The 23,800-nt window shown below is 47.4% G+C and carries 21 protein-coding genes and 1 tRNA gene; 8 read left to right on the plus strand and 14 right to left on the minus strand.

Going from position 1 to position 23,800, the window contains the following annotated elements:
• The 4 genes from QN379_RS14330 to QN379_RS14345 form a co-directional block, all read left to right on the plus strand.
• Positions 1-360: hypothetical protein (locus QN379_RS14330; RefSeq protein ID WP_323506936.1), on the plus strand; the 360-nt coding region annotated here is incomplete at its 5' end.
• A 304-nt stretch (positions 361-664) separates the two neighbouring features.
• Entirely contained in the window at positions 665-1,087 is a 423-nt protein-coding gene (locus tag QN379_RS14335) for a surface-adhesin E family protein (RefSeq protein WP_323506937.1), read from the plus strand.
• A 368-nt stretch (positions 1,088-1,455) separates the two neighbouring features.
• A tRNA-Arg gene (locus tag QN379_RS14340) sits at positions 1,456-1,530 on the plus strand.
• A gap of 488 nt (positions 1,531-2,018) precedes the next feature.
• Positions 2,019-3,914, plus strand: coding sequence for an ATP-binding cassette domain-containing protein (locus tag QN379_RS14345; RefSeq protein ID WP_323506938.1), 1,896 nt, complete (start codon positions 2,019-2,021; stop codon positions 3,912-3,914).
• Between the two features lie 116 nt (positions 3,915-4,030).
• On the opposite strand, the gene QN379_RS14350 is transcribed toward QN379_RS14345, so the two are convergent.
• Both QN379_RS14350 and murJ read right to left on the minus strand, forming a co-directional pair.
• On the minus strand, positions 4,031-4,876 hold the full coding sequence (locus QN379_RS14350) for a SirB1 family protein (RefSeq protein ID WP_323506939.1): 846 nt from the start codon (positions 4,874-4,876) through the stop codon (positions 4,031-4,033).
• Between the two features lie 46 nt (positions 4,877-4,922).
• On the minus strand, positions 4,923-6,473 hold the full coding sequence (gene murJ, locus QN379_RS14355) for a murein biosynthesis integral membrane protein MurJ (protein ID WP_323506940.1): 1,551 nt from the start codon (positions 6,471-6,473) through the stop codon (positions 4,923-4,925).
• A 319-nt stretch (positions 6,474-6,792) separates the two neighbouring features.
• Between murJ and rpsT the strand changes: the two genes are divergently transcribed.
• Positions 6,793-7,059 (plus strand): 30S ribosomal protein S20, encoded by a 267-nt coding sequence (rpsT, locus tag QN379_RS14360; RefSeq protein ID WP_322236975.1) that lies wholly within the window; start codon positions 6,793-6,795, stop codon positions 7,057-7,059.
• 321 nt (positions 7,060-7,380) lie between these two features.
• Here the strand turns inward: rpsT and QN379_RS14365 are convergent, their stop codons facing one another.
• The 3 genes from QN379_RS14365 to QN379_RS14375 form a co-directional block, all read right to left on the minus strand.
• Positions 7,381-7,845: a DUF192 domain-containing protein gene (locus QN379_RS14365; protein ID WP_322236977.1), complete on the minus strand. Its 465-nt coding sequence runs from the start codon at positions 7,843-7,845 to the stop codon at positions 7,381-7,383.
• A 174-nt stretch (positions 7,846-8,019) separates the two neighbouring features.
• Positions 8,020-8,256, minus strand: a complete 237-nt coding sequence (locus QN379_RS14370) for a hypothetical protein (RefSeq protein ID WP_416186816.1) — start codon at positions 8,254-8,256, stop codon at positions 8,020-8,022.
• Between the two features lie 146 nt (positions 8,257-8,402).
• Positions 8,403-8,975 carry a pseudouridine synthase gene (locus tag QN379_RS14375; protein ID WP_323506941.1) on the minus strand — a complete coding sequence of 191 codons (573 nt, stop codon included), beginning with the start codon at positions 8,973-8,975 and terminating at the stop codon, positions 8,403-8,405.
• A 178-nt stretch (positions 8,976-9,153) separates the two neighbouring features.
• On the opposite strand from QN379_RS14375, the gene icd reads away from it, so the two are divergent.
• On the plus strand, positions 9,154-10,407 hold the full coding sequence (gene icd / locus QN379_RS14380; protein WP_322236981.1) for an NADP-dependent isocitrate dehydrogenase: 1,254 nt from the start codon (positions 9,154-9,156) through the stop codon (positions 10,405-10,407).
• 139 nt (positions 10,408-10,546) lie between these two features.
• On the opposite strand, the gene QN379_RS14385 is transcribed toward icd, so the two are convergent.
• Positions 10,547-10,750 (minus strand): cold-shock protein, encoded by a 204-nt coding sequence (locus QN379_RS14385; protein ID WP_322210815.1) that lies wholly within the window; start codon positions 10,748-10,750, stop codon positions 10,547-10,549.
• Positions 10,751-11,116: 366 nt separating this feature from the next.
• On the opposite strand from QN379_RS14385, the gene clpS reads away from it, so the two are divergent.
• Positions 11,117-11,425 (plus strand): ATP-dependent Clp protease adapter ClpS, encoded by a 309-nt coding sequence (clpS, locus tag QN379_RS14390; RefSeq protein ID WP_322236983.1) that lies wholly within the window; start codon positions 11,117-11,119, stop codon positions 11,423-11,425.
• The gene (gene clpA / locus QN379_RS14395) at positions 11,422-13,722 is read left to right on the plus strand and encodes an ATP-dependent Clp protease ATP-binding subunit ClpA (protein WP_322236985.1); all 2,301 of its coding nucleotides are present in this window, start codon (positions 11,422-11,424) and stop codon (positions 13,720-13,722) included. The genes clpS and clpA overlap by 4 nt, the downstream gene beginning before the upstream one ends.
• Before the next feature lie 253 nt (positions 13,723-13,975).
• Here the strand turns inward: clpA and QN379_RS14400 are convergent, their stop codons facing one another.
• The 8 genes from QN379_RS14400 to QN379_RS14435 all read right to left on the minus strand — a co-directional run bounded on the left by QN379_RS14400 (position 13,976) and on the right by QN379_RS14435 (position 23,357).
• Positions 13,976-15,085: a M48 family metalloprotease gene (locus tag QN379_RS14400; RefSeq protein ID WP_322236987.1), complete on the minus strand. Its 1,110-nt coding sequence runs from the start codon at positions 15,083-15,085 to the stop codon at positions 13,976-13,978.
• Positions 15,085-15,534, minus strand: a complete 450-nt coding sequence (gene dut, locus QN379_RS14405) for a dUTP diphosphatase (RefSeq protein WP_322236989.1) — start codon at positions 15,532-15,534, stop codon at positions 15,085-15,087. Before dut ends, QN379_RS14400 begins: the two co-directional genes overlap by 1 nt.
• Positions 15,535-15,707: 173 nt before the next feature.
• Positions 15,708-16,919 (minus strand): bifunctional phosphopantothenoylcysteine decarboxylase/phosphopantothenate--cysteine ligase CoaBC, encoded by a 1,212-nt coding sequence (gene coaBC / locus QN379_RS14410; RefSeq protein WP_322240525.1) that lies wholly within the window; start codon positions 16,917-16,919, stop codon positions 15,708-15,710.
• 43 nt (positions 16,920-16,962) lie between these two features.
• Positions 16,963-17,484 carry a signal peptidase II gene (gene lspA, locus QN379_RS14415; protein WP_322236990.1) on the minus strand — a complete coding sequence of 174 codons (522 nt, stop codon included), beginning with the start codon at positions 17,482-17,484 and terminating at the stop codon, positions 16,963-16,965.
• Between the two features lie 153 nt (positions 17,485-17,637).
• Positions 17,638-20,541 (minus strand): isoleucine--tRNA ligase, encoded by a 2,904-nt coding sequence (ileS, locus tag QN379_RS14420; protein ID WP_416186817.1) that lies wholly within the window; start codon positions 20,539-20,541, stop codon positions 17,638-17,640.
• A gap of 146 nt (positions 20,542-20,687) precedes the next feature.
• Positions 20,688-21,665, minus strand: a complete 978-nt coding sequence (locus tag QN379_RS14425; protein ID WP_322236992.1) for a bifunctional riboflavin kinase/FAD synthetase — start codon at positions 21,663-21,665, stop codon at positions 20,688-20,690.
• A 217-nt stretch (positions 21,666-21,882) separates the two neighbouring features.
• A complete protein-coding gene (locus tag QN379_RS14430; protein ID WP_322236994.1) occupies positions 21,883-22,341 on the minus strand; it encodes a YidB family protein in 459 nt (152 codons plus the stop codon).
• 290 nt (positions 22,342-22,631) lie between these two features.
• On the minus strand, positions 22,632-23,357 hold the full coding sequence (locus tag QN379_RS14435) for a 16S rRNA (uracil(1498)-N(3))-methyltransferase (RefSeq protein WP_322240528.1): 726 nt from the start codon (positions 23,355-23,357) through the stop codon (positions 22,632-22,634).
• Positions 23,358-23,800 lie beyond the last annotated feature (443 nt).

The raw sequence follows: 23,800 nt of genomic DNA on the forward strand, positions 1-23,800 counted from the left end.
AAACGACTTTGCGCCGATGATAGTGCTGCAACCAGTGTGAAAGTAGGTCATCGTCAGGCTCTTATTAGAAAACCCTCCCCGAGTAATCGGGGAGGGTTTTTGCTTTGCAGAAACGATTTATGCAATGACAACACCCAACACCCAACACCCAACACCCAACACCCAACACCCAACACCCTCTCAACGTTTAATCTTGAAATTTCCGGACGCCGTGCCCGACCAAGAGACGCCGCTAGTCGATTACCTCCTCTTTGTTGTCTTAACGCTCTTTTTTTTGACGTTGATCAGCGTATTTCCGCTACTTCTCTTCCGTTGCTACCGACGCAGGATAATCGGCAGCAATGGGTACAGTTCGAATAGTCATGTAAATCCGAAAAAATATGATATTTACAATAAAAATGTGGGATTACTAACCGTACTTCAGGTAAGTGATGATAATAAGAGACCTTGAAATCACCCATAATTTTATATTGATCGCGGGTGTCCCACTGATTAAGCTTGTCTGCGCCACTTTTTTATCGGGCTACCTTCGCATCACCGGTCCCTTAAAAGATTATTTAATGTTATCGGAACATGTGTTTTTTTGTAAAATTAGCTGTGCAACGAATGAATTAAGATAGGCTGTATGGGTCCTATTACAGTTAATAACTCAAGGAAATTACACATGAAAAAAATCGCACTTATTCTCGGGTTAACAATGGTTTGTATTGGCGCGCAAGCTGCTGATTGGCAAGTTGTTGGTCAAAGTGATGTATCCAGCCTCCAGTTAGATAAGGATTCTATTAAAGAAACAAACGGCATACGACAAGTATGGTCGATGTGGAACTTTCGAGAGGCGCGTAAGAATGAGGGAGATCCTACGTTTCCGACTTTTAAGTCGTACCAGGATTTGACAGAATATAATTGCGCTGCGAAGACCACGCGATTAGCGCGAGAAATTTTGTTTGTGGAAAATGATGCCAAGGGCGACAAACGCGATCATTCAGAAGCGTTGAAAAATAGTAAGTTTGCCGCACCGGTTAAGGGCTCTTTGGCTGATGGAATTATGACAAATTTCGTTTGTAATCAAACGCTTGGGGCTGAATAATCCCTATCTGAAATAGGAATCGGCGATATGCATATGTCAGAACACCACTTGAATCGCTTTTATTTTAGTCCTGACATGCGTAACTTAATTATCTTCTGATTCCTTTTTTACCCTCTGAGGAAAGCGCTTATAGTGCTGGACCCGATGAATAATAGGATGATGCAAAACCGCTTGCGGTAATTTACTACAATCTGTGGCTCCAGTGTAACTACCGCATGGAAGACAGAATAATTTTCTTCATGCGTTTTTTTATTATTCGCCTTTCTTTCTAATTACTAAAAAATTGGCGCAGTCTGTTATCTGATGTGACATGGATCGTCTTAGATAGGCAATTCATACAAAGAAGACGGTATAATTCTGCCGCGAGTGTCGCCTTCGCATAACGGATAATGCAATCCCCTCCTAAGGGATAGATACAGGTTCGATTCCTGTAGGCGATACCATACTGCGAGATTACGGTCGCATATTTCAGGTTAATAGCGCTATTTTGAATTGAATTTGGTATCCACAATACCGTGTTTCAGTTTGCTATTGATGAGGTACTACAAGGTAATTCCGATACGCACATTGCTTAAATTGCAAATTTTTTAAAAGGGGCGTGTGGCAAAGTCATGTTGAGCGAGCATATTCGAATAAACACGGTGCTGCTGCCAATGGGCCGCTCATTAAATTCCAATTTTTTGGATGCGTGTGACAGGTCATCGAATTCAAGCCGATGCCCTTAGTGAGCTGTATGGTTTTTTGGCTATAAATTACACAACGATCCAACCCGAGCCAACTTAGTGCGGCGATTACTCATAAAATGCAACAACAAGCTATAAAGCGCGTAACTTATAGCGAGATATCGCCACCTATCGGTACAATGCGCAATTCATTCATTTAATTGGCTGCGTGGTGATTTTCGCAGACTCTCTTTTTCTGGTTTTCTACTATGGCAGTCATTTCTATTACCAACGCACAACTTGCGTTCGGTCACGTTGCGCTATTGGATCGCGCTGAATTTTCCCTGGATTCGGGAGAGCGAGTCGGTTTGATCGGTCGTAACGGGACTGGAAAATCCTCTTTGTTAAAAACTATTGCTGGCGTTTCCAAACTGGATGATGGTTTGATGGTGATGCAGCAAGGGATAAAGATCGCTTATGTTGATCAAGAGCCGCATTTTGTTCCTGAAATGTCAGTGTTTGATGCTGTAGCATCCGGCATGGGCGAGATGCAGGCGTTATTGAATGAGTATGACGCATTGACAGGGCAATTTGGAGGGGACGATGACGACGCCATCATGGAGCGCATGCACGTAATCCAGAGCAAGCTTGATGCAGCAGACGCATGGAGTCTGACAAATAAGGTCGAAACCACGCTTGATCGCCTTAACCTGAACAAAGACTCCTTGATGGGTACGTTGTCAGGTGGGATGCAGAAGCGTGTCGCTCTCGCTTGCGCGTTGGTCAGTGCCCCCGACGTTTTGCTTCTCGATGAGCCAACCAACCATCTTGATTTTAGCTCGATCATGTGGCTGGAAGGATTATTGCGCGACTATAAAGGTAGCGTCCTGTTCATTACCCATGATCGTAGTTTCCTGGACAATGTAGCGACACGTATCGTTGAACTTGATCGCGGTCGTATTTTGTCGTTCCCCGGTAACTTTACTGCGTATCAGGTGCGTAAAGCTGAGCAACTCGAAATTGAAGAAGTTGAAAATGCCAAGTTCGACAAATTTCTGGCACAAGAAGAAATTTGGATTCGCAAAGGTGTACAGGCACGCCGTACCCGTGACGAAGGCCGTGTGCGACGTTTAGAATCGTTGCGTCTGGATCGCACAGCGCGGCGCGACCAGCAAGGGCAGGTCAAGCTCGATGTGTCAGCAGGCGAGCGTTCAGGCAAGATTGTCGCTGAGTTGACGGATGTTAATCGCGCCTTTGGTGACAAGGTCATCGTTCGCGATTTCACTGCAACTATTTTACGTGGCGACAAAGTCGGTTTGATCGGGCATAACGGCGCGGGAAAAACCACGTTGCTGAAGTTGATTTTGGGCGAAGATCAACCAGATAGCGGCACTGTCAAACAGGGAACCAAGTTACAGGTTGCCTATTTTGATCAAATGCGGGCGCAATTGGATGACGAAGCAAGCTTGGCAGACACGATAGCACCGGGTAGCGACTGGGTCGAGATTAACGGTCAGCGTAAGCATGTAATGACATATCTGAACGATTTTTTGTTTGCGCCAGAACGCGCTCGGTCTCCCGTTAAATCATTGTCCGGTGGTGAGCGTAACCGACTATTGCTAGCGCGCCTTTTTGCAAAACCAGCCAATGTGTTGGTATTGGATGAGCCGACCAACGATCTGGATATTGATACGCTCGAGTTGTTGGAAGAGTTGCTGGAAGATTATAAGGGCACTGTGTTTCTGGTCAGTCATGACCGTACCTTCCTCGACAATGTCGTGACGCAGGTTATCGCGGCAGAAGGCGACGGTTTGTGGCGTGAATATGTCGGTGGCTATAGCGATTGGGAGCGCGTGCGTCCAAGTCCTGCAGCATTGGCGGCTAAAGTCAAAGCCGAAACTAAGGCAGAAGTTATACAAGCTCCAGCGGCAAAGCAAAAAAAGCTCAGCTATAAAGAGCAACGTGAACTGGATGAGTTGCCGGTACTTATTGCGAAATTGGAAGCAGAGCAAAAGGCGATTACCGCGCAATTGGCTGATCCTGAGTTGTATGTTAAAAAGCCGGATGAAGTGAAGCGCTTGAACCTGCGCTTTACCGAACTAGATAGTTTGTTGCTCGAAGCGTTGGAAAAATGGGAATTGATTGAAGCCCGCAACAAAGGTTAACTGCCAAGGCCGTTAATTGTTACGACGAAAAGACATGAAAAATAGGTCGACAGCCAGTATATTTGAACGACGACAATTCAGGTATAACGCTGTCGATTGTATGTTTGCTTTCGTTATTAATTCAGTTTTTTGCACGCTTTTCGCAGTTCACGTGCTTGCGCGCGCAATGCATCAGCATCTTGTGCATGTGGTCGTTGGGTCAGATAATTTTCAATATCGTCTAAAGCTGCTTGCGGACAATCCAAGTGTGCGTAAGCCGCGCCGCGATCACGCAACTCAATGGGATCATTGGGCTGTAGTATCAGCAAGCGTTGCTGCAGTTTCAGTAAGGGCTCCCAATGTTGTCCTTGTGTGAATATTATTTTAAGGTTGCGTAACAGACGACCTAAAATTTCGTGAGGATGGGCGTTTTGCAAATAAGGTTGTAGCGATATTTTCTTTTCTTTGCCCTGAGACGGCGAAGTCCGTAAATAGGGCTCCAGTCTTTCTTCGAGTTCTACATGCGATAGACTTGACCCATTTAAGGGGTCTATCACAATATCACCCGAGGACACAGTCAGTTTCATCAAGAAATGGCCGGGGAATGAAATTCCGTGTATTGGTAATCCCACCTGTTGCGCCAATTCCATATAAATGATCGCCAGCGAAATAGGAATACCGCGCCGCGAATTAATGACGCATTGCAGATAGCTATTATCAGGGTCGTAATAATTATTAACATTACCTGCGAACCCTAACTCTCGAAAAAAGAAATTATTTAATAACTGTAACTTTTTAATCTGTGAAGCATCTGCGTGAATGCGTTGCTTCAATGTATTGGCGAATTTATCCACAGCAATCTGTGGAGCATTTAGATCCAATGCTGGATAGGGGTCTTGCGCAATGGCAAGTGCCGCTTCAAATAGCGGCACGCTATTGGCCTCTTGCACCAGGGTCGTAAAGTAATTTAGAGAAGAGATCATGTTAAGTATGCTACCAAATAATATCTAATGTAGCTCAGCTTATCGATTAGTGCGAGGAACGTTTGAAATCTTGAAATCGAAACCCCATTGCAAGAAGTGCCCCAAAGTAGGTGATCCCACAAGCCACAAGAACGGCCATCAGCGCACCGACGCGAGCGATCGAACTGGTATGTAGTCCAATCCAGTCAAAGCGCTCTGCGGTCCATAGTGCGACTGCAGCCATCAGGCAAAGAGCGCCCACCAAGCGGATAAAATATAGCATCCAGCCTTTTTCCGGTTTGTAGATACCACGCCGTAACAGACTCCACAGCAAAAGTCCTGCGTTCATGCAGGCACCAAAACTGATTGATAACGCCAATCCTGCTACTGCAAAAATCGGGACAAATAAAGAATTAAGTAGCTGCGTGGTGATTAGCACCGCGAAGGCAATTTTGACCGGTGTTTTGATATCTTGTTTGGCATAAAATCCTGGCGCCAAAATCTTTACGACAATTAAACCTATCAGACCGACGCCATACGCAATGAGTATCCGACTCGTCATCGCGACCGAAATGGCGTCGAATTTTCCGTGATGGAATAGAGTTGCTGTGAGGGGAACCGACAGCGTCGCAAGCCCAACCGCGGAAGGAAGCGCCAGTAAAAAGGTCAGTCGTAATCCCCAATCTAATAGTGAGGAGTATTCGCGATGGTCTGCGTTGGCATTCGCTTTGGAAAGGCTTGGCAGCAGAATAGTGCCGAGGGCGACGCCCAGTAACGCAGTTGGAAACTCCATCAAGCGATCACCGTATGATAACCAGGAGACACTTCCGTGCTCCAGGCGCGACGCGATATTTGTATTGATCATCAGGCTGATCTGCGCTGCGGAGACTGCAAATACCGCAGGTCCCATTTTTTTGAGTACGCGCCTTACACCGCTATCGCGCAGTCCGATAAAGGGGTTTCCCATCATACGCGGCATCATCCCTATTTTGCGCAGCGCAGGGATCTGAATCGCGACTTGCAAAATGCCTCCGACCAATACCGCAAAAGCCATCGCGTAGATCGGCTGAGCCATATGAGGTGCGACAAAAAGTGAAGCGACGATAAATGCGAGATTCAATAGCACCGAAGTAAGCGCCGGAATCTTGAATTCATGCCACGTGTTCAAAATTCCGCCGGCTAACGCTACAAACGACATAAAACCGATGTAAGGAAACATGATGCGCGTCATTACAACCGATGCATTAAACGCAACCGCATCATTTTTGAGCCCAGTTGCCATAAAATAAATCAGCAATGGTGATGCAAGGATACCGACGATGCAGGTAAGAATCATGACCCATGTCATCACCACTGATACATGGTCGACTAAATGCTTGGTTGCTTCTTGACCTTTCTTATTCTTGTATTCTCCAAGAATCGGAACGAAAGCTTGTGAAAATGCGCCTTCCGCGAACAGACGGCGCAATAAATTGGGTATACGAAAGGCGATGTTGAAGGCGTCGGTGAAAGCTGAAGCGCCAAACGTAGACGCAAATAAGATTTCACGAATCAGTCCCGCTATACGCGACAACATCGTCATGCCAGAGACGGTGGCAAGCGTTTTATGCAAGTTCATGGAGCGGCATTATAGCCGCTCATGTTGCCTGTTCACAGCTTTGTAACAAGCTCTTTCAGTCGAGTAGGTTCTCATATTGAAACTTTATGCTTCACATCAGACTGAAAAATGCCTTAGACGCCATTAAAATGATGAAGTCACTAATTCGTCTTGGTCCCAGATAAAAATCTTACTGAAGGAATGAATATTAAGGCAGGAGTGATATTGGTTTGCTTATTGGTGAGAAAGTAGTTATAATCCGTGGCTTTACAGAATTCTGCGTCGCGGTCTGGTTAGTTTTGCCGCGTAAGCATTCCCGACCTCGTTTTAGGATATATAAATGGCAAATACCGCACAAGCACGTAAGCGTGCTCGTCAAGCAGTCGCTCAAAACCTGCACAATTCTAGTCAGCGTTCGACTCTACGCACAGCAATCAAAGCTGCTCGCAAAGCAATCGCCGGTGGCGATAAAGAAGCTGCAACTCTGGTTCTGCAAAAATCTGTGTCAACTATCGACCGAATTGCAGACAAGAAAATCATTCATAAGAACAAAGCTGCACGTCATAAGAGCCGTCTAAACGCAGCTCTGAAAGCACTGTCAGCGTAATATGTATTTTGCCGACTAGGTCGGTCGAAGTTCTTATTTGAGTACTGATTTAAAAAATCCTTGCATAGCCTTTGGTTACGCAAGGTTTTTTTTGTTTTTTATTTTGTCCGTTATAGTCATTTTTTATTTTGCCAAAACAGGCCGCTCCTTAACTTCAGCCTGAGTGTTGACCTTTTTCCGTTGGATATCGGGTGCGTCTCAGCGTAACGTCATGCTAGTCATTCCATTTTTGGGGGGACTCATCAGCAGACCAATCAACATTACCTCCCTTGGGAGGTAAAATCATCGCCAAAGATATTGAATTTTAGAAGATGCGGAAGCTTATTGTGCGCGCGGTAAACCGCTAATGGCGGTGCCTGGTTTTAGATTCTTCTGCTTAAACCAACCTGGATTCATCTCCAATGCATATAGCGCAGCTTTCTCAGCACAATGGGAATCGAGGGTCTGGGCTTTCATTTCTTCGATATTGATGATGACACCGTTTTGGTCCAAAAAGGCCACTGATAACGGAATTAGCGTGTTCTTCATCCACATACAAACGCCCGCAGGCGCATCAAATAAAAAGACCATACCCGCGTTGGAAGCTAACTGTTTGCGAAACATCAGGCCCTGCTCACGCTGGGCTTCTGTCGTAGCCACCTCAGCCTTGATCACATGGATTCCGGCATTCAGTGAGACGACTGGAAATTGTTGCGTTCCTTGCGCTGTTGCTGCAGAGATGACGCCGATGGTGCTGCCTAAGAGTGCAAGCGCCATAACAGCAGTCGATGGGCGATATCTTCTCATGTTGGTAAAGTCCTTTTATGTTTTACCGGATTATACAGAGGGTTATCGCGGGTCGGCAACGCGCTATGTGGTCACGCTCTGATGCAAAGGCAGAAGCTCTACCTCAGATTGAAAACTGATCGGACATAAAAAAAGACAGGCAATGCCTGTCTTTTTTTGAAACTGACGCCTGGATTACTTAGCAGGAGCATCAGCGGCAGGAGCCGCATCAGCTTTAGCTTTCTTAGCTACTTTTTTGTGTGCTTTTTTAGTTGCTTTTTTCGCAGCCGGAGCTGAAGTAGCCGGAGCAGCGGCGGCTGGAGTAGCAGCAGGAGCGGCAGCATCAGCAGCGAAAACAGAAGTTGCGAAAAGGCCAGCTACCAAAACAGCGATCAGTTTAGACATTTTAGAATCCTTTTGATTATTAATCATGTAAGTGCATAGATGATTCATTTGAATCACTGCAATTAACGGTGTGCTGAACTTATGGTTGACGCTTTTTTTAAAAAAAATAAAATAATATTTTAAGTAGCGGCAGATGTCGTGTTAGTTGATCTTTAGAAATGTAAGCAATCCCTTCAGATTGCTTGCCGACTTGTTAGCTCAGATGGATCGATTGCACGGAACTCTCCAGGCCAAAGCGGGTGGCTCTCTAATGTAATTTTTCCAATGGCGACTCTGATCAAACGAAGAGTAGGCAAGTCGACCGCAGCGGTCATGCGCCGCACCTGTCGATTTTTTCCTTCGGTGATGGTGAGTGCTAGCCAACTAGTCGGTTTATCCAAGCGTTCGCGGATAGCGGGAACGCGGGGCCAAAGCCATTCTGGCGGGATGATTTGACGAACTTCACAGGGTTGGGTCATAAAGTCACCAAGATCAAGTCCATTGCGCAGGCGAGCCAGCTTTCCGTTATCGGGCAAGCCTTCAACTTGAGCCAAATAGGTTTTTGGCTGTTTAAACGCGGGATGGCTGATGTGATGTTGCAGCTTTCCATCGTTGGTTAATAGTAGTAACCCCTCACTATCAGCATCAAGCCTTCCGGCAGGGTAGATGTTTGGGATAGTAAGATAGTCGGCGAGAGTTTCACGCGTTGGGTGCGATGAAAACTGGCACATCACCTGAAAGGGTTTATTGAATAGAATAAGAGGCATACCGTAGTGTCTCAAAAACATAGCGTCTAGTAAAATACTAGTGCATAATATAAATCGCTGTCTTATGTCTTATATAAGACTCGATGTAATGCCGAATACAATACCAAATATAGAATGGGCCGAAATAGAAGGGTAAAACCTTGGCTCCACCCTCTCGCTTCATCTTTGGAGATATTGCATGTCCCAACATATTAAAGTGCCAGCTGAAGGCAAAAAAATCAGCGTCAACGCTGACTATTCGCTGAATGTCCCGGATAACCCAATCATTCCTTTTATCGAAGGTGATGGAACCGGCGTCGATATTAGTCCGGTCATGATTAAAGTGGTGGATGCAGCAGTTGCCAAAGCCTACGCTGGTAGGCGCAAGATCAGTTGGATGGAGGTCTATGCTGGTGAGAAATCGACGAACGTTTATGGTCCTGACGTTTGGTTGCCAGCCGAAACGCTAGCGGCTATCAAAGATTATGTCGTCTCTATTAAAGGTCCTTTGACGACGCCGGTTGGCGGCGGTATTCGTTCGCTGAACGTCGCTTTGCGTCAAGAACTGGATTTGTATGTCTGCCTTCGTCCCGTGCGTTATTTCCAGGGTGTTCCATCGCCAGTTCGTGAGCCAGAAAAAACAGATATGGTGATTTTCCGTGAGAATTCGGAGGACATTTACGCAGGTATTGAGTGGCAAGAGGGCAGCGAAGATGCCAAAAAATTGATCAATTTTCTCATCAATGAGATGGGCGTTAAGAAGATTCGCTTCCCGAATACATCGGGCATTGGCATTAAGCCGGTATCGCGCGAAGGTACTGAGCGTCTGGTACGTAAGGCGATTCAATACGCGATCGATAATGACAAGCCTTCTGTGACCATTGTTCACAAAGGTAATATCATGAAGTTCACTGAAGGCGGTTTTCGTGACTGGGCGTATGCATTAGCGCAAAAAGAATTCGGTGCGGAGTTGATCGATGGTGGTCCATGGGCAAAATTCAAAAATCCTAAGACTGGTCGCGACATCATTGTTAAAGACTCGATAGCTGATGCATTTTTGCAACAGATTCTGTTACGTCCGAATGAGTACAGTGTTATTGCCACGCTTAATTTGAATGGCGATTACATTTCCGATGCACTAGCAGCGCAAGTTGGTGGTATCGGCATTGCGCCCGGCGCCAATTTGTCTGATTCCGTCGCGATGTTTGAGGCTACTCACGGCACTGCACCAAAATATGCTGGCAAAGATTATGTGAACCCAGGTTCACTCATTTTGTCGGCTGAAATGATGCTGCGTCATATGGGCTGGCTCGAAGCTGCCGATTTAATCATCGCCTCTATGCAAAAATCGATTTCATCGAAAAAGGTGACTTATGATTTTGCCCGCTTGATGGAAGGTGCAACGCAAGTTTCATGCTCAGGCTTTGGTGATGTGTTGATTGAAAACATGTAATTGTATTAAATTTGGCACGATATTAAAAAAACCAGAACTTAGTTCTGGTTTTTTTTGGTGGTCGTTTTTGGCTCTTTTTTGACCTTGTATAAAAAACGCGCGAGCGCGGGTTTTTTACAACAAGCAATTTACTGATAAATTAAGGTGCCTGAATATTAGAAGCTTGCTTGCCTTTTGGGCCTTGAGTGACTTCGAACTGTACTTTTTGGCCTTCTTTGAGGGTTTTAAAACCGTTCATTTGGATTGCGGAAAAGTGTGCGAACAAATCTTCACCACCATCATCGGGAGTGATAAAACCGAAGCCTTTAGAGTCGTTGAACCACTTGACTGTACCTGTTGACATAAAGTAGCGTCTTTCAAATAATGACCAATCAAACGAGCCGTAAAAGCAAGATGCCTTTCTAGGCCTCCTCTAAAACTTGCTCCCTTCTATTAACAAGAAAACATACTTATTAACTGTGTGCTATTTTTCTTTCAGAAAAAAATAAGTCAAGTTATTTTTTGTGAAGCGGCATGTGATGATATCCGGCATGTTTTTCTTCGATAACGTGCTCTTGAATTCCTTCGTTGTAACGTCATCTGCACTACAAGAAGAAAGCGCGTACTATTAAATTAATGTAGATTTAATTCCGCGTTTATTTCAAACTATAAAGCATTATCTTTGCAGCGGTTTTGCTGCGTATTTGTATGAACGTTTTAGAATAGACGCATGGCAACCAAGCACGAAGACGGAACGGTAGCGACGCGACAGGAGCAAAAGCTCAAGCCGCCCCCTATGTACCAGGTATTTTTGTTGAATGATGATTTCACGCCAATGGAATTTGTAGTGGCCGTGATTCAGGAGTATTTCAATAAAGATCGAGAGACCGCGACGCAGATTATGCTTAAGGTGCATCGCGAGGGAAAAGGTATGTGTGGGGTATTTTCGAAAGATATCGCGTCGACAAAAGTCGAATTAGTATTAACGCACGCGCGAAAAGCAGGACATCCCCTGCAATGCGTGATGGAGGAAGCATGATTGCGCAGGAATTAGAAGTAAGTTTGCATATGGCGTTTGTTGAGGCTCGACAAGCACGACACGAGTTCATCACTGTTGAGCATCTCCTTTTGGCACTGCTGGATAATCCATCGGCTGCCGAAGTATTGCGCGCTTGTGCTGGCAATATTGAGGATCTGCGCAAGACGTTGACGATTTTTATCGGCGACAACACACCAACGGTGCCTGGTTCCGGGGAGGTAGATACACAGCCAACCCTCGGCTTTCAACGCGTCATTCAGCGTGCGATTATGCACGTTCAGTCGGCATCTAACGGCAAGAAAGAAGTCACTGGCGCGAACGTGCTGGTGGCAATCTTTGGCGAGAAAGACTCGCATGCTGTGTACTATTTACACCAACAAGGTGTGACGCGTCTGGATGTGGTGAATTTTATTTCACACGGTGTTCGCAAAGACCAGGTCGGTGAAGGTCAAAAATCTCCTGAGAGTGTGGAAGAAGTGCAGGCTGAAGGGCAGCAAAAAGAAAGCCCCTTGGATCAGTTCACGCAAAATCTGAATAAACTGGCGCTGGAAGGCAAAATCGATCCATTGATCGGGCGTGAGTTTGAGGTCGAGCGGGTGATTCAAACGTTATGTCGTCGCCGTAAAAATAATCCATTACTGGTCGGTGAAGCCGGCGTGGGTAAGACGGCGATCGCAGAAGGTTTGGCCTGGAGGATCACACAAGGTGATGTTCCTGAAATTTTGAGCAACGCAATCGTCTACTCACTGGATATGGGCGCTTTGTTGGCTGGCACTAAATATCGTGGTGATTTCGAGCAACGTTTGAAGGCAGTCCTGAAACAGTTGAAGGACAGCGAACACGGCATTTTGTTCATTGATGAGATTCATACCATCATCGGTGCGGGCTCAGCTTCCGGTGGCACACTAGATGCGTCCAACTTATTGAAACCAGCGCTTTCCAGTGGCCAACTAAAATGCATCGGTGCGACGACGTATACTGAATTCCGGGGCGTGTTCGAAAAAGATCATGCGTTATCACGTCGCTTCCAGAAAATCGATGTCAATGAACCGACAGTCGAAGAAACCGTACAAATTTTACGTGGCTTGAAGTCTCGCTTTGAAGAGCATCATGGCGTGAAATACTCCGCGATTGCGTTGACGACGGCGGCTGAATTGGCAGCGCGATTTATCAATGATCGTCATTTGCCAGATAAAGCGATTGATGTCATTGATGAGGCCGGGGCTGCGCAACGCGTGTTGCCAAAGTCGAAGCAAAAGAAAACAATTGGTAAAACCGAGATTGAAGACATCATCTCCAAGATTGCCCGCATCCCACCGCAAACTGTTAATCAGGATGATCGTAGCAAGCTAAAGACGATTGATCGTGATTTGCGGAACGTGGTGTTTGGTCAGGACCCGGCAATTGATGCTCTGGCTTCGGCAATCAAAATGGCACGTGCTGGCCTAGGCAAAACTGACCGGCCGATCGGGTCTTTCTTGTTCTCGGGTCCGACCGGTGTTGGCAAGACTGAAGTGGCAAAGCAGCTCGCGTTTATCATGGGTATCGAATTGATTCGTTTCGATATGTCTGAATACATGGAACGCCATGCGGTGAGTCGTTTGATCGGTGCACCACCAGGTTATGTCGGGTTCGATCAGGGTGGTTTGCTGACTGAGGCTGTTACTAAAAAGCCGCATGCAGTATTGTTACTTGATGAAATTGAAAAAGCACATCCTGATATTTTCAATATTCTGTTGCAGGTAATGGATCATGGCACGCTGACTGATAACAATGGACGCAAGGCAGATTTCCGTAACGTGATCATTATTATGACCACTAATGCGGGTGCTGAGAGTTTGCAAAAGCGGACTATTGGTTTCACAGAGAAGAAAGAAGCCGGTGATGAGATGGTGGATATTAAGCGGATGTTTACGCCTGAGTTCCGCAACCGTATCGATTCAATCATCAGTTTCCGTGCCCTGGACGAAGAAGTCATCCTGCGTGTAGTAGATAAATTCTTGATGCAATTGGAAGAACAACTGCACGAGAAGAAAGTGGAAGCAGTCTTTTCCGAGAACTTACGCAAGTTCCTGGCACGCAAAGGTTTTGACCCATTGATGGGTGCGAGACCAATGTCCCGGTTGATTCAGGACATGATTCGAAAGGCACTTGCTGACGAGCTATTGTTCGGTAAGTTGGTGTCCGGTGGTCGGGTAACGGTTGATCTGGACGATAAAGAACAGATTAAGCTTGATTTTCCTGCGAAGAATCAAGCAAAGCCGGCGACCCCGCAAGAGACGGTTGAAGTGGAATAAGTTTTGGCATTCAGTATGAACTTGTGAGCGGGAATATATTCAGTCCCTCTTTGTGTTTTTGATTGTGGGTCCAAAAGAGCTGCATGAATAAAATAGTGCAGTCATCACCTCAGTAAAGTACGATAAAAAGCCCGAATTCACGTCTGTGATTCGGGCTTTTTTTGGATCAAACGAAGCATTGTTTGAGTCTAATGAAAGACTGTTTGTAGTAGCGGCAGGGCACAGAAAAACGCATACGCTGCCGCGCAGACCATTAAGGCGTCAAAGCAGCGCCAATCGCTTGCTTGGCTTCAATCTCTGTAATAGTTTTTCGGATCATATCTAGCCGTGCTGAAGTGGCTGGATGTATCGCCGTATGACCGTTTGGAGCACTCGCTGGGTATTGGTTTGCCAGACGTTGCCAAAATACCCCTGCATTATCAATCTTATATCCAGCGCGTGCCACCATGTAGAGTGCAAGTTTGTCGGCGGCGACGTCCAATTGCTGCGTATAAGGTTTGACGCCCGCACTACCAGATAATGAACTGGTATCAGGACGGAGGCGTATCAAGTTGTCGATAATGCCGCTCATAGTGGCTGTCATTCTTTGTCTCACGACGTGCATGAGCGAATTATGGGCCATCTCGCGGGCGATGACATAGGCCAGCTCATCGTCGGTTTGGGCAAATTTGACCATTCCCGATGTAATCAGCAGACGGCGTCCATCCGCATAGCTGTTAACGTTCTCTGTATTTCCCAGTTCGACACCAAATGCGCAGGCCCGGGTTAATGGCACGTTGAGGTTAACGTTATGCCCATTCCGAATCATGCCCAAATTGATGGTTGCGCTTCGGCTGACCAGCGGTCCTAACATGAGCGCGGCCAGTCTCTCAGCATTTGGTCCTGGCGGGACTGGTTTGCCTTCGATAGTCGAGAGTAAGTCGCCGGGCTTGACACCAGCTTGTGCAGCACCGCTGCCAGCCAATACGCCGGTAACTTGTAGTTGATCGGACAAGCCTAAAGAAACTTGGGCCGCCTCGATAAACTCACTCGAATAAGAGAATTTTGTTTTTGCGGTAAAGCCGAGTAGGTTGCGGGCATTGTTCCGGCAAAGATCGGCATTATTAACCAACAATGGCGCTGCAACAGCATACAAACGATCCTGCTGAGTGACGATTACGCGCAATTCTGCTTGCTGAGGATTAGCCGGTGGCTTGATTGGCTGCAGTGTTGGTTGAGTTTTATGAGCGGTTGGTGTTGTGACTGCAGTGGGCTGATTCGGCTCTTGCGTCGCACAGGCGGCTAGCAAGACAAGCGGTAACATTATTGCAGTTCGTCTTAAAGCTAACCATTGCGGAGGTGTTGCCTTCATAGATTTTTCCATCAGTGTTTTCCTGTGCTACCGAAGCCGCCGGTCCCACGCTCACTGCTGTCGAAATCAGCAACAATATTAAAATCGACTCGGAGGACCGGTACGATGACGAGTTGTGCCAAACGTTCCATCGGATTAAGAACGAAATCAGTGTCGCCGCGATTCCAGGTTGATATCATCAGTTGCCCTTGATAATCGGAATCGATCAAGCCGACCAGGTTGCCCAATACGATGCCGTGTTTATGGCCCAGTCCACTGCGCGGTAAGATCATCGCTGCGTACGCTGGATCGCCGATGTGTATGGCCAGACCAGTTGGTACTAAATGTGTTTCACCCGGCTTAATCGTGATTGGCGCATCAAGGCAAGCACGTAAATCAAGACCGGCACTTCCTTCGGTGGCATATTTGGGTAGCTGATCCTGCATACGTGGATCAAGAATTTTTACGTCGATTGTTTTCATATAATAAATTATTTAGCTAATTTTTTGAAAAAGGTGAGTCAAGTAATCGGCCAATGCGGCAACTAAGCGTAATAAAGCGGTTATCGAGCGTCTGCAATGTGGCGATTGTGTCACCGCCATGGCCGCTTAACTTCCCTTTCGGTCCACGTCTTACGATGGCATTTGACGATAGATCAAACGATGCCGACGTTGATACGTACGGCAATTTCGGCAATGAGCTGACGCGCAAGTTGCAGTTTATTCGCACGCGGAAAACTGCTATGACCTTTGACGTCGAATAGGACAAGTTGGTTCTCGTCTTTTCCAAATGTATCGTGACCGATATTGCCAACCAGTAGCGGCACATTTTTCCGTTGACGTTTTGCTTCGGCATATTCGAGCAGGTTTTCGGATTCTGCCGCAAAGCCGACACAGTAAGGTCGTTGCGGCAAGGGCAGAGCGGCAACCGCCGCCAGTATGTCGGGATTTTGGGCAAATACCAATTCGGGCGTGCTACCCTCCGCATTCTTCTTCAGTTTTTGATCACTCGCATTGGCGACGTACCAATCCGCGACCGCTGCGACAGCCACAAAAATATTCTGGCCTGTCACATGCGATAACACAGCATCATGCATTTGCTGGGCGCTAAGAACATTAAGGCAGCGCACGCCATATGGAATCGGCAGAGCAGTTGGTCCTGATATGAGGGTGACTTCAGCACCAGCTTCACGTGCGGCGCGGGCAATCGCGTAGCCCATTTTTCCGGACGAAAGATTGGTTATGCCGCGCACCGGATCAATTGCTTCAAAGGTGGGGCCAGCAGTCAGCAGCAAGCGTTTACCTTTGAGTATTTTGGGCTGAAAGGATGAAATGACTTCTGCCAAAAGCTGGTCAACCTCCAGCATGCGACCCAGGCCGACTTCACCGCAAGCCTGATCTCCCGCGGCAGGGCCAAGCAATTGAATGCCGTCTGCTAACAATTGTTTTGCGTTGCGTTGCGTAGCGGGGTTTTGCCACATTTCCACGTTCATGGCGGGCGCAATCAATAGCGGTAGTCGTGCTTGTCGCGCCACACACAACGTCGATAATAGGTCATCGCAGACGCCGTGGGCTAGTTTAGCCATGAAATCAGTCGAGCAAGGTGCAATCACGATCGCATCGGCGTCCCGCGTCAGATCAATATGCGGCATGTTATTGCCGATACGTGCGTCCCATTGATCAGTAAACACTGGCTGTCCCGATAAGCCTTGCATCGTAATCGGGGTGATAAATTGGAGCGCACCCTGTGTCATGACGACCTGTACCGATGCACCTGCTTTGATCAATGCACGCGTGAATTCCGCCGCTTTGTAGCAGGCAATGCCTCCGGTAAGGCCGAGAACAATTTTTTTACCAGCGAGATCCATCATTACTCCCGGGATAAAACTTCAAAAAAGTAGTGCAAGTTGCTTATTTATTGACACGACGCAGCTCATCTATGACGAACAATACCGCGCCTATGCAAATCGCGCTATCGGCGATATTGAATGCAGGCCAATGCCAGCGCCCAATGTATATATCCAAAAAGTCGATCACGTGCCCATAAGCGATACGGTCCGTTACATTGCCCAGCGCACCGCCGAGTATTAACGCCAGCGCAGTACAAAACATGCGTTGTCCAGCGTGACGTTTAAGCAGAAAAACAATGAAAATCGCGGCGGCTATACCAACGCCCGTAAAAAAATAGCGCTGCCATCCTGACGCAGATCCCAGAAAACTGAATGCGGCGCCAGGGTTGTACACCAACACAAGGTTGAAGAACGCCGTTACCGGATGGGATTCGCCATAACTGAACATCCGCGTGATGGTGACTTTGGTCAATTGATCAATAAGAATTACGAGCCCTGCGATTCCCATCCAGGGAAGCAATCCTGCACTTAATTTAGAGGATGAGTGCGAGTTCGACGATACAGAGCGTTTTTTAGTGGCCATAAATATAGGGTTCAGCAAGCAAGAATCAGTGGTGCCGGATATAAAGCAAATACAAACAAAAACCATCAAGATGATTTACGACCCGAAAATAATACAGATTGATTTCGGGCCGTTCAGTTAAAGCTGGTCTTTGTACTCTATGCAATCAGCAGCTTAGGCAAAATGGCGGTCTTCACCGCTGCCAAACAGGTTAGAAACACAACGTCCGCATAAACCAACATGCTCGGCGTGGCTGCCGACATCAGCGCGATAGTGCCAACAGCGCTCACATTTTTGTTGGGATGATGGCGTTACCAAGATAGTTTCTTCGGCTGCCGATGCGACTTCTGTCACGGTGGCTGCGGAAGTAATCAGGATAAATTTAAGATCATCGCCAAGGCTGTTCAACAGTGCGTATTTACTAGCCGTGACCTTCAACTCAACCTCAGCTTGCAGCGACGAACCAATACCGCCAGCAGCACGCACTTCTTCCAGACGTTTGGTGACATCGGCACGCAACGTGCGTAAGGCATTGAATTTTTCGATCAATGTCGCAGCGCCATCAATGACAGGAAGCGTGTAATAGGTTTGCGTAAAGATCGTCTCGTCACTGTCGGCATAAGCATCTTTGCTGGCAAAGAACGACCAGGCTTCTTCTGCTGTAAATGACAACGTTGGTGCGATCAGGCGCAGCAAGGCTTGGGTAATGTGCCATATCGCGGTTTGGCCCGAACGTCGCGCGTGCGATGTAACACCACCGGTGTATAGCCGATCTTTCAAAATGTCGAGGTAGAAACCACCCAGGTCTTCCGAGCAATACATCTGCAATTTCGAGATAACCGGGTGAAACTCATAACCTTCGTAATGTTGCAAAACATCAACTTGTAGTTGCGTCATGCTAGCAATGGCATAACGGTCGATTTCTAGCAACTCACCAATTGGTACCGCGTCAGTCAATGGGTTGAAGTCGGAAGTGTTCGCCAATAGAAAGCGCAGCGTATTACGGATGCGACGATACGATTCGGTGACGCGTTTCAAAATCTCGTCAGAGATCGTGATTTCGCCAGAATAATCGCTGGAGGCAACCCACAAACGCAAAATTTCGGCACCGAGTGTGTCCGATACTTTCTGTGGTTCGATGCCGTTTTTCAACGACTTCGACATTTTTTTGCCTTCACCATCGACCACAAAACCGTGTGTCAACAGCGCTTTATAGGGCGCACGGCCATTCAGCATTGAGGAAGTCAATAATGACGAGTGGAACCAACCGCGATGTTGGTCCGAGCCTTCCAGGTACAGATCAGCCGGGAACTGCGATTGCAGATGATGCGATCCGCGCAGCACTGTCTGATGTGTCAGGCCCGAGTCAAACCAGACATCCAGCGTGTCTTTATTTTTTGTATAAAGATCAGCTTCGTCGCCGAGCAGGTCCTTTGGGTCCAATGCTTGCCACGCTTCGATGCCGCTTTTTTCGATTAATAGTGCGATTTGCTCTAGCAATTCTGGCGTACGCGGATGCAGGTCGCCGGTTTCTTTATGGACGAAGAAGGCCATCGGCACGCCCCATTGGCGTTGGCGCGAGAGCGTCCAGTCGGGACGATTGACAATCATGCCATGCAACCGGGCTTTACCCCATGCAGGGAAAAAAGACGTGTCTTCAATAGCGCGGATGGCAGTTTTGCGTAAGCTATCACCGCCATCTGTTGGCAAGTTATCCATGCTGGCAAACCATTGCGATGTGGCGCGGTAGATGATGGGTGTTTTATGACGCCAGCAATGCATATAACTGTGATCAAACATCTCTAGCTTAAATAAGCTACCAACTTCTTCCAGTGTCGCGCAGATGGGTTTCGACGCTTCCCAGATTGTCAGGCCATTAAATAACGGCAATGACGATGCATAACGTCCATCGCCCATGACCGGACTGATAATGTCATCGTCTTTGAGGCCATGCGCTTTGCAGGAAATAAAGTCTTCGATACCATAAGCGGGTGCCGAATGAACGATACCGGTGCCGCTTTCAGTGGTGACGTAGTCGCCTAAATAGACTGGTGACAAACGATCATAACCAGCATGCGCAGTGGCTAGCGGATGTTTGAAATTGATTAGCGACAGTGCCGAGCCTTTACAGGTCGCGATGACGCTACCTTCGAGACCGAAACGGACCAGCGATGCCGCAACCAGATCTTGTGCCAAAATCAGCAAAATCGGTTCGCCATTGCGGACCGTCTCCACTAAGGCATAGTCGACTTCAGGATGGACGTTGAGCGCCTGATTAGAAGGGATGGTCCACGGCGTGGTGGTCCAGATAACGACGTAGCCTTTATCGATCGGCAACGCTGACAGGCCGAATGCGGTGGCAAGTTTTTCTGGTTCTGCAAACGGGAAGCCGACATCAATCGATGGGTCACGCTTATCCTGATATTCGACTTCCGCTTCAGCTAGTGCCGAGCCGCAATCGAAACACCAGTTGACCGGCTTCAGACCCCGATACACATACCCTTTTTCGAGTATCGTGCCGAGCGCGCGTAACTCATCTGCTTCGTTGCTGAAGTTCATGGTCTTGTAGGGATTATCCCATTCGCCCAATACGCCTAGCCGGATGAAGTCTTTGCGCTGCAAATCAATCTGGGCGTTGGCATAAGCGCGTGCTTTTGCCTGTACTTCCGCCACGGGCAGATTTTTGCCATATTTCTTTTCGATCTGGATTTCGATCGGCATGCCGTGACAATCCCAACCGGGCACGTATTGCGCGTCAAAGCCAGCCATATTGCGCGCTTTAACGATCATGTCTTTCAGAATTTTGTTCACCGCATGACCTAAATGGATCTCGCCATTTGCATACGGTGGGCCGTCATGCAGGATAAATTTAGGGCGGGCTTTAGAGGCTTTGCGAATGCGCTCATACACCTTTTTTTCTTGCCACTCTTTTACCCATTGCGGCTCTCGCTTGGCAAGATCGCCACGCATAGGGAAAGCTGTTTCGGTCATATTGACCGGATATTTGCTTTGTGGCTTAGTTACTTTTGCGGCCTTGTTATTTTCTGGCTTAGGTACTTGAGTTGGCTGGTCGGACATAATTTTCTTCAATTGAATTCAGTGGATGTCTGTGGCAAAGTGGCGATTGCGGTAAGCTTTGCACCCCTTGGGATGGCACCAATATGTCACAGACTCAGTGCGACAACCTTATCTGCTGCAACCGGCGCTTCATGTTGCAACACGCCTCAAATTCGGTCGGTCGCTGAAATGGCGGCGCTATCGTGCTGGCGAAAGTAATCCCGTGTATTTTCAACATCGCGCTGGATTGCCGCAGTTAATGTTGGCAGATCAACGTACTTTTCTTCGTCGCGCAATTTTTTTAAAAATTCGACCTTTACCACTTTGCCGTAACAATCGCCAGAGTAGTCAAGGATAAAGGCTTCTAGCAGCACATGCCCGCTTTTGTCGACGGTAGGGCGTGTGCCAATACTGGCTACGGCGGGTAGAGGCTGCTCTGTTAGTCCGTGGACCCGCACTGCAAAAATGCCCGACAACGCAGGTCGTTTATGGTGAACGCGCAGATTCAATGTAGGAAACCCCAACGTCCGCCCTAATTTTTTTCCATGAACAACGTGTCCTGAGATGGAATAAGGATGGCCTAATAAGGTTCTTGCAGCGGCAAAGTCACCATTCGCCAATGCGAGACGTACTGCCGATGAGGACACGCGTGTTCCGTCGTTCATCACATTTGGTAAGGTTTTTACCTGAAAACCGTATTTTTTCCCGGCTTCAATCAGCGTTGCGATATTGCCAGCGCGGCGCGCGCCAAAGCAAAAATCTTCGCCTACCATCAACCATTTGATATGCAGGCCTTGTACTAATACTTTTTCGATAAAGTCTTGCGGCGACAGAGCGGAAAAATGCGCATTGAAATGTTCGACGATCACGCGGTCAATACCGGCTTGCGCCAACGATTGCAACTTGTCACGCAAATTGGCTACGCGGGTTGGCAATATGACCGGATGTTGGAAATGCTGAGCAAAAAATTCACGCGGATGTGGCTCAAATGTCATCACGGCAGCATCGAGACCTAATTCGGTCGCGGCTTTGCGCACGTGCGCGAGCAAAATCTGATGGCCGCGATGTACGCCGTCAAAGTTGCCGATCGTCAGAGCGCAGGGCGCACGCGATTCTGCGTTGGGAAGTCCGCGAAATACCTTCATAGAAGTGGCCGGGAAAGATGTTGCAAAACCATAGATTATAAATGCTTTCGCGTCGCAACTCCCACCTACCGTTGGAATGGTTGGTCGTTCTTTGTTTTATTTGTGTTTGAAAAGGAAGAAACGATGAAAAAATCGCCTCAAAAGGGCGATTTTCCAAGCTTCGCGGTATTATTCTCCGCAATTAATGACCGGTATTACTTAAGGAAAAGTCACCGATTTAAGCGGATTTGTTACCGCCGAGTAGGCCGCCAAGCATACCCGCAAGCCCGCTCAAACCACCACCGGATTCAGAAGCCTCTCCATTAGGGGTTAATTTATCAATCAATCCAGGTAGTATTTCTGATAAATGGCTGGCAGTTTCGCCTTCAGAAAGTCCGGTAGCTTGTGCCAAGTGTTCTAGTTGACCACCGCCTAACGCCTGTTGGACCTGATCTGGGGATATCGCTTGATTTTGGCCGTTGCTGACCCATGAACTCACCACGTCACCCAGTCCGGCAGCCTGAAATTTGCTCAGTAGACCGCCTAAACCACCCTCTGCGCCACCTACACCAGCACCAGAATGATTGGTTAGCATGCTAAGCGCGGCTTGTATCAGCATCGCTTTGGGATCGTTCGTTTGCCCTGACTCTCCTTGATTGCCGCTGACCGCGCCAAGCAAGCCATCTAATAATCCCATGATTTTCTCCTCAGTAAAAACGGATACCAATATGAAGCGAATTAAAAAAGAACGGGTAACCGACGGCGATACCCACCTAACTATAGGGCTAAATGTGGACGACTGCGACCCTCAATGCGAGTTTTTACTAATAATATTGCCTAAAAGCACTGTATTATTTGCAATATGGAAACAAATTTTGTTGCGGACGACTGATCAGAATGGATGTTTATGATTTAAATTTATCAAAATAGCATGTTAATTTTGGCGTGATAGATTTTATTGCATCTTGTGCAAATGACCGACACTAATTACATTTCTCCCCAGATACCATTTATCGCTGCCAGCGCTGCGAGCCCCGCTGTTTCAGTACGTAATATTCTTGCGCCCATAGACAGCATCAATGCGCCTTGAGCGCACGCGGCTCGCTCTTCTAACTCGGTAAAACCACCTTCCGGACCTATCAATAGCGCCACCGATTGCGGCGGTTGATGGCGGGCCCAGTTTGACAAAGACTCTTCTCCGCGCGGGGACAAGATAATCCGCTTATGTAAGTCTTGTTGACCTAACCATTCATTGAGGGAGGTGAGCGGGGCTAAATGGGGCAATCGATTGCGTCCGCTTTGCTCCGCCGCGGCGACAATGACAGCTTGCCAATGTGCTTGTTTTTTTTCGACCCGATCGCTGGAAAATCGCACGACACAGCGCTGTGCTGACAGAGGTTGAATGCCGGCAGCGCCCAACTCAACGGCTTTTTCAATGATCCAGTCCAGCTTTGACGATTCGGGCAGCGCCTGCGCCAGAGTGATGGCGTAAGGCAATTCAGCTTCACGTGGCGAGAAAGTTTTGATTTCTACACTGACGCGCTTTTTTTCGATGCTAATGATAGTGGCAGTGAACTCACCGCCGCCTCCATTGAATAATGTAATCGGGGTCCCAAGTGCAAGACGGAGCACTTGGATATGATGCGCCACCGATTCCGGTAGTGCTAAATGGGAACCAATTTCAAGTGAATTAGGGATGTAAAAACGCGGCATAGGATCGAAAGAATGTGAGTGGCAACTGTAATAGGTTGAGCAAATAGAATAGAGACCTATTAGCTTGCCGTAAGATGGCTTAGTATGACGGAAGTTGACCGGAATCGCTATTTTGATCACGGCTATTCGCCTTAGTAGAGGTTTATTTGGAAGAGTTAACCCAACTAATTCGTTTTGATCGCGTTGGTGATCACGAAGTAAAAATGAATTCTTTATCCATCAGCTTGTTTGTCGCCTTGTTCATCTGTTTGTTTCTCATTTGAAATGAGAGCAGCTGAATCTGTATTTCGATCCTTAAAACTATTTATTTTTGCCTCTAAAAATGCTAGTCGACGTGTTTTTGCAACGTAGGACTCGGCATTTTGGTAAAATATCGCGCTTTAGTGCTATCTCTTTGGACGCAAGCCTAAAACGTCATTTTTTCGCCGCTTGCTGCGCCCTGC

It is taken from the genome of Glaciimonas sp. Gout2 (genome assembly GCF_035018905.1).
Classification (GTDB): domain Bacteria; phylum Pseudomonadota; class Gammaproteobacteria; order Burkholderiales; family Burkholderiaceae_D; genus Glaciimonas.